5 protein-coding genes are annotated in these 5357 nt (G+C 57.3%); 3 read left to right on the top strand and 2 right to left on the bottom strand.

Features of this window, described 5'->3' with window-relative positions; translation table 11 throughout:
• The coding region (locus RTY00_RS18885) for a glycerol-3-phosphate dehydrogenase (protein WP_312665483.1) at window positions 1-682 on the bottom strand (682 nt) is incomplete at its 3' end.
• A 10-nt stretch (window positions 683-692) separates the two neighbouring features.
• Window positions 693-2240 (bottom strand): FGGY-family carbohydrate kinase, encoded by a 1548-nt coding sequence (locus RTY00_RS18890; protein ID WP_312665485.1) that lies wholly within the window; start codon window positions 2238-2240, stop codon window positions 693-695.
• Window positions 2241-2664: 424 nt separating this feature from the next.
• Here RTY00_RS18890 and RTY00_RS18895 point away from each other — a divergent pair, with 424 nt between their 5' ends.
• The 3 genes from RTY00_RS18895 to RTY00_RS18905 form a co-directional block, all read left to right on the top strand.
• Window positions 2665-3318 carry a DUF2291 domain-containing protein gene (locus RTY00_RS18895; protein ID WP_312665487.1) on the top strand — a complete coding sequence of 218 codons (654 nt, stop codon included), beginning with the start codon at window positions 2665-2667 and terminating at the stop codon, window positions 3316-3318.
• Entirely contained in the window at window positions 3315-4853 is a 1539-nt protein-coding gene (locus RTY00_RS18900) for a sugar ABC transporter ATP-binding protein (protein WP_312665488.1), read from the top strand. The genes RTY00_RS18895 and RTY00_RS18900 overlap by 4 nt, the downstream gene beginning before the upstream one ends.
• A gap of 22 nt (window positions 4854-4875) precedes the next feature.
• Window positions 4876-5357 (top strand): ABC transporter permease (locus RTY00_RS18905; protein WP_312665489.1); only part of this gene is annotated, 482 nt, incomplete at its 3' end.

Raw genomic sequence — 5357 nt, forward strand, 5'->3', positions numbered from 1 at the left:
GACTGCTTTTGGTGTGCGTTACCTGATTAACGATATCCAGCACCCACGGCCCGGCAGCGTTAACCAGCACTTTGGCAAATACGGTACGCGAGTTGCCGCTGGCATCCTGCAGGGTGATTTCCCATTTACCGTTATGACGTGTTGCCGCCACGCAGCGGGTGCGTGGCAGAATGGTGGCACCACGCTCGGCAGCATCCAGCGCATTCAGCGTCACCAGCCGCGCATCATCCACCCAGCAATCGGAGTATTCGAATCCTTTGCTATAGCTGTCCAGCAGCGGCGCACCTTCGGGATCGCGCGATAAATCCAGCGAACGCGTACCCGGCAGTTTCTGACGGCCGCCAAGGTGGTCATAGAGAAACAGGCCGAGACGTACCAGCCATGCCGGGCGATCGGTTGGGCTGTGCGGCAACACAAACCGCATCGGCCAGATGATATGCGGCGCGGCGTTGAGCAGCACTTCGCGCTCGATTAACGCCTCACGCACCAGACGAAACTCGTAATACTCCAGATAACGCAGGCCGCCGTGCACCAGCTTGCCGGAGCGCGATGAGGTGCCCTGCGCGAGGTCATCTTTCTCACACATCATCACCGACAAGCCGCGACCGGCGGCGTCACGTGCGATACCCGCACCGTTGATACCGCCGCCAATCACAAACAGATCCAGCATGTGTTCACTCATGATTTACTCCTTAAAACTGTTTTAGCGCGTGCCAGGCGGCAGGAAGATCGTTACGCATCTGCTGATAGGTGGAGAACAGCTGGTTGTAGCGCTGCATCAGTTCGCTGGCCGGCGCTTCGGGCGCATCCAGCAGCGGCATCACCCAGGTTTTGACGCAGCTCTCCATCGACGGATATGCGCCAATCGCCACCGCCGCCATCATCGCGGCACCGGCCGCACCGGCTTCATCACGCTGGCTGATGCGCACCGGCGCACCAATGCAGGCAGATAAAATCTGGCGTAGCGGTTGCGAACGCACCGCGCCGCCGGTTAAACGGATTTCCCCCGGCAAACTGCCCATCGCCTGATAGCAATCACGCGCGGCAAAACCGATGCCTTCGATCACCGCCCGCACCAGATCGCCAAAATTGTGGGTGTAACTCAGGCCGGTAAAGCTGGCGCGCGCCTCGGCATTAACAAACGGTCCGCGCTCACCGGCAATCGAGATATAAGGGTGATAGAGCAGGCTGCCGGGCTTGGCCGCGTTGAGCCAGCGATCAATGTGTCCCACCAAACGGGCATGATCGATTTCGCAACCAAAGCTGTTAAGCAGATCGCTGGCCAGATTCAGTAGCCAGTCGAGGTTGAGTGTTGATGCCATGTTGGTTTGCACCTGGGTGACATAGCCCGGCCACGGCAGCGGAATCACGTAGCCGGTTTGCGCCGGATTAAGCCACACCTCATCGATGGTGACGCTGCGCAGATGTACGCCAGTCGATCCAACAATTGAGCAAGCGGTGTTGGCTTCACCGGTATGCACGCCAGCGCCAAGCGCGGTCATCGCCATATCGACATAGCCGAGACAGATTGGCGTGCCGGCCCGTAAACCGGTGGCCTTCGCAGCTTCAGCGGTTAATGGATGCGTGGTTTCCGTGCCTTCGATAATTTCTGGTAGCAAATGGCGGCGCTGTTCCAGCCCCAGCGCAGCAATCACCTGATCGTCATAACGCTGGTGGCGGAAGTTGCCAAAGGTAAAGCTGGCCTCGGAAGGGTCGGTGGCGCGAATACCGGTGAGATTGAGGTAGAGCCAATCTTTGCAGTGCAGCGCCACTTCGCTGTTGGCTAACAGCTCGGGATAGAAGTGATCCATGTGCGCAAGCTGCGATCCCTGTTGACAGGTATTGAGCCCGGTGCCTGTGGCGCGAAATCGCGCAGCGGCTAACGGATGTTGATTGAGTTTTTCAACCGTCGGTGCCGCGCGCGCATCCAGCCAGATCCACGCATCGCCGACAGGTTGATTATTGGCACCCACCAGCCAGCTGCCGTCGCCTTGCGCGGTGACGGCCACGGCAACCACCCGCGCGGCCAGGTTGTCGACACGCTCGCCCAGTTTGCGTATCGCCGTGACTGCATCCTGCCAGGTTTGGCTCATTGACTGCTGCGCTGCGCCGCCTTCGCTGCGGTAATAACGGTTACGCACCGATGCGCATGCCAGTTGCGTGCCTTCCAGATCAAACGCCACCGCTTTAACCACCGAGGTGCCGGAATCCAGACCCAGAATGATATCGCCACTATCCACGTACACCTCCGAAAGAAGAAGAGTTCTGTTCATCGCCGTGATCACCGGAAAGGTGTTAATGGGCTGTGATGAATTTGCTAAATAATGTCTTACACCACTTCTCACTGAGATAACATATCAACTGTATTATTTTTCGATAAAACCAATAAATTTCATTTCGGATAGCGAAGCAGATCACGGATTAGGGGGTAAAACCTCACAAGAAGAAATGAGACATCACGGCATAAAGGCTTATATGGCGGGGTTTAATGCGCTTTGTGACGAGACCGACATCAAATAAGCGATCCAGATCGCTCTCCTGAAAAAATTGCGCGCCACCTGTTGACAATTTAGTCACATCAGCACAATTCTCATCACACAAGTTATCACATTTATAACATTATCGGCGCGATTATCGCAGCTGATGTCAGTGAGAGGTCACGTTATGTCCGATGTCTCAATTCAGGCCCAGCAAATTTCCCGCAAGCGCGTTCGGCGCTACGCCGCCATCGGCGCAGTGGTGATCGCGGTTATCGCGGCGATGGCGCTCGACACCAAGGTGGTAAAAATTGGCTCCGCCGATGACGCGCAGGAGCAGGGATTCTCGCCGGACAGTTACGGCCAGAAAACCTTCCCAACCATTCAGCAGGATGTTGAAACACGCGCGGTGGACGCCAAAACGTTAGCCGATGCGCTGCAGGCTAATCAGCAGGAAGCGGTGCAGAAGTTTGGCGTTGGCGCGCCGTTGCCGGTGTTCGCCGTCAAATTATCAGGCGTGGTACAAGCCGGGCAGATGGGCATCTTCCCGCTGAAAATCGACGGATTACCGGGAGATATGCAGGTGCGGCTGCAAACCGGCCCGGCGATTACCGGCACCGATCTGCGTGACGCCAACGGCAAGATTCAGTTCGGCGATTTCACCAACCAAATCGAGTATCAAAATGCCGGTTCGGCGATCAATCGCGCGATGAAAAGCGCGGTGCTCGACAAGCTGGATCGCGATGCATTGCCGGGTAAAACCGTGCAGGTGGTTGGCGTGTTCCGTTTGCTCAACGCGAAGAACTGGATGGTGACGCCGGTCAGCATGGAGGTGAAATGAAACCGTTCAATCTCAATCCCGCCTTGCTGAAAGGCGAAGTGATTCTGCAGGCGCGCAACGTCAGCAAAGTGTACGGCTCCACGCACGCGCTGAAGGGCGTCAATTTCGAAATTCGTCGTGGCGAAGTGACCACGCTGTTTGGTGAAAACGGCGCGGGTAAATCGACGCTGATGAAAATTTTGTCTGGTGTGATTACGCCAACAACCGGGGAAATCTTATTAAACGGCGAGGAGAAAACCTTTCGATCCGCCACCGAAGCACGGGACTGCGGCATCTCGATTATCCATCAGGAGTTGAATCTCGCGCCGAACATGAACGTGCGCGACAACATCTTTATGGGCCGCGAAATCATGAAGCCGGGCGGCGTCGATTATGCCGAAGAGGCGCGCGTGACGGCGCATCTGATGGCAGCGCTGGAGGAGGAGATCGATCCGCTGACGCCAGTGGAAAACCTGCGTCTGGGCCAGCAGCAGATTGTGGAGATTGCACGCGCGCTGTCGGTTAATTCGCAGATTCTGATCATGGATGAACCCACCTCAGCCCTGAGCGCAGCCGAAGTGGCGGTGCTGTTCCAGGTGATCCGCGATTTAACCAGCCAGGGCGTGGCGATTGTCTATATCTCGCATCATCTTGAAGAGGCGCTGGAGATTACCGATCGCGCGGTGGTGCTGCGCGATGGCGTGATGACCGCCTATGCCAAACGCGATGAGATCGATCTCGAATGGATCGTGCGCAACATGGTCGGCGATCACTTTGATCTGGGATCGCCGCCGCAGGGTTACGACTTCGGGCTGCCGGCGCTGACGGTTAAAGATCTGACGCTGAAAAGCAAAACCGGCATTCGGCTGGTGGACAACTTATCGCTGGCGGTGCAAGCCGGGGAGATCGTCTGCATTTACGGGCTGATGGGCGCGGGGCGCACCGAGCTGCTGGAGTGCATCGCCGGACGTCTGCATCAAAGCAGCGGCCATATACTGCTGCAGGACACCGATATCTCCGGACTGACCATTTCACAACGCATTCAAATTGGGCTGGCGCTGGTGCCAGAAGATCGGCAGCGCGATGGCCTGGTACAAACCATGTCGGTGGGGGAAAACCTGTCGCTGGCCAGCATCGGCGACTTTGTGCGCGGGCTGGTGCTCTCCAGAAGCCGGGAAAAACAGCTGGTTAACGACAGCATTCGCAACGTGACGGTGAAAACCGCCGGTGGCGACGCGGCGATTGGATCGCTCTCCGGTGGCAATCAGCAAAAAGTGGTGATCGGCAAAATGCTCGCCACCCGTCCCAAAGTGATTCTGCTGGATGAGCCGAGCCGTGGCATCGATATCGGTGCCAAAGCGGAAGTGTTTCGCCTGCTGGCGGAGAACGCCAAAAAGGGGCTGGCGGTGGTCTATACCACCTCGGAAGTGGGCGAGTGTTTGAGTATTGCCCATCGCATTGTGGTGATGAGCAAAGGGCGCATCTCCGCCATCTTCAACGCAAGCGTCAGTAAAGAACGCATTATGGCCGCTTCAGGCGAGTCTCTGGTGGCATGACATGAAAAGTGGAGCAAAAGGTATGACAGACAGAACACAAACGCTGGACACGCCGCCGGTGGTTAACAAGAAAAAAAGCGACAAGCAGCTGAATGTGGCGCGCCTGCTGCTGGAAGGGCGGGCGTTCATCGCGCTGCTGGTGATTATTGCAACCTTCTCAATGTTGTCGCCTAACTACTTTACCGGCGCCAATTTCCTCACCATGGCATCGCACGTGGCGATTTTCGGTCTGCCGGCGATCGGCATGCTGTTGGTGATCCTCAACGGTGGCATTGATTTATCGGTGGGCTCCACGCTCGGTCTCGCCGGGGTGATGGCCGGATTTATGATGCAGGGCATCAACCTCGAAGCGCTCGGCGTGGTGCTCTATCTGCCGGTGTGGGCGGTGGCGATTTTGACGCTGGTGGTCGGCGCGCTGGTGGGATTAGTCAACGGCGTACTGATCGCCTGGTTCCGCGTCCCGGCATTCGTCGCCACGCTTGGCACCATGTATGTGGCGCGCGG

This window comes from Pantoea sp. CTOTU49201 (assembly GCF_032054795.1).
Lineage (GTDB): Bacteria > Pseudomonadota > Gammaproteobacteria > Enterobacterales > Enterobacteriaceae > Pantoea > Pantoea symbiotica.

Bases quoted from the DNA above. Each gene is read 5' to 3' on its own strand.
- RTY00_RS18900 (WP_312665488.1), top strand. From the start codon at position 3,315: ATGAAACCGTTCAATCTCAATCCCGCCTTGCTGAAAGGCGAAGTGATT.
- RTY00_RS18895 (WP_312665487.1), top strand. From the start codon at position 2,665: ATGTCCGATGTCTCAATTCAGGCCCAGCAAATTTCCCGCAAGCGCGTT.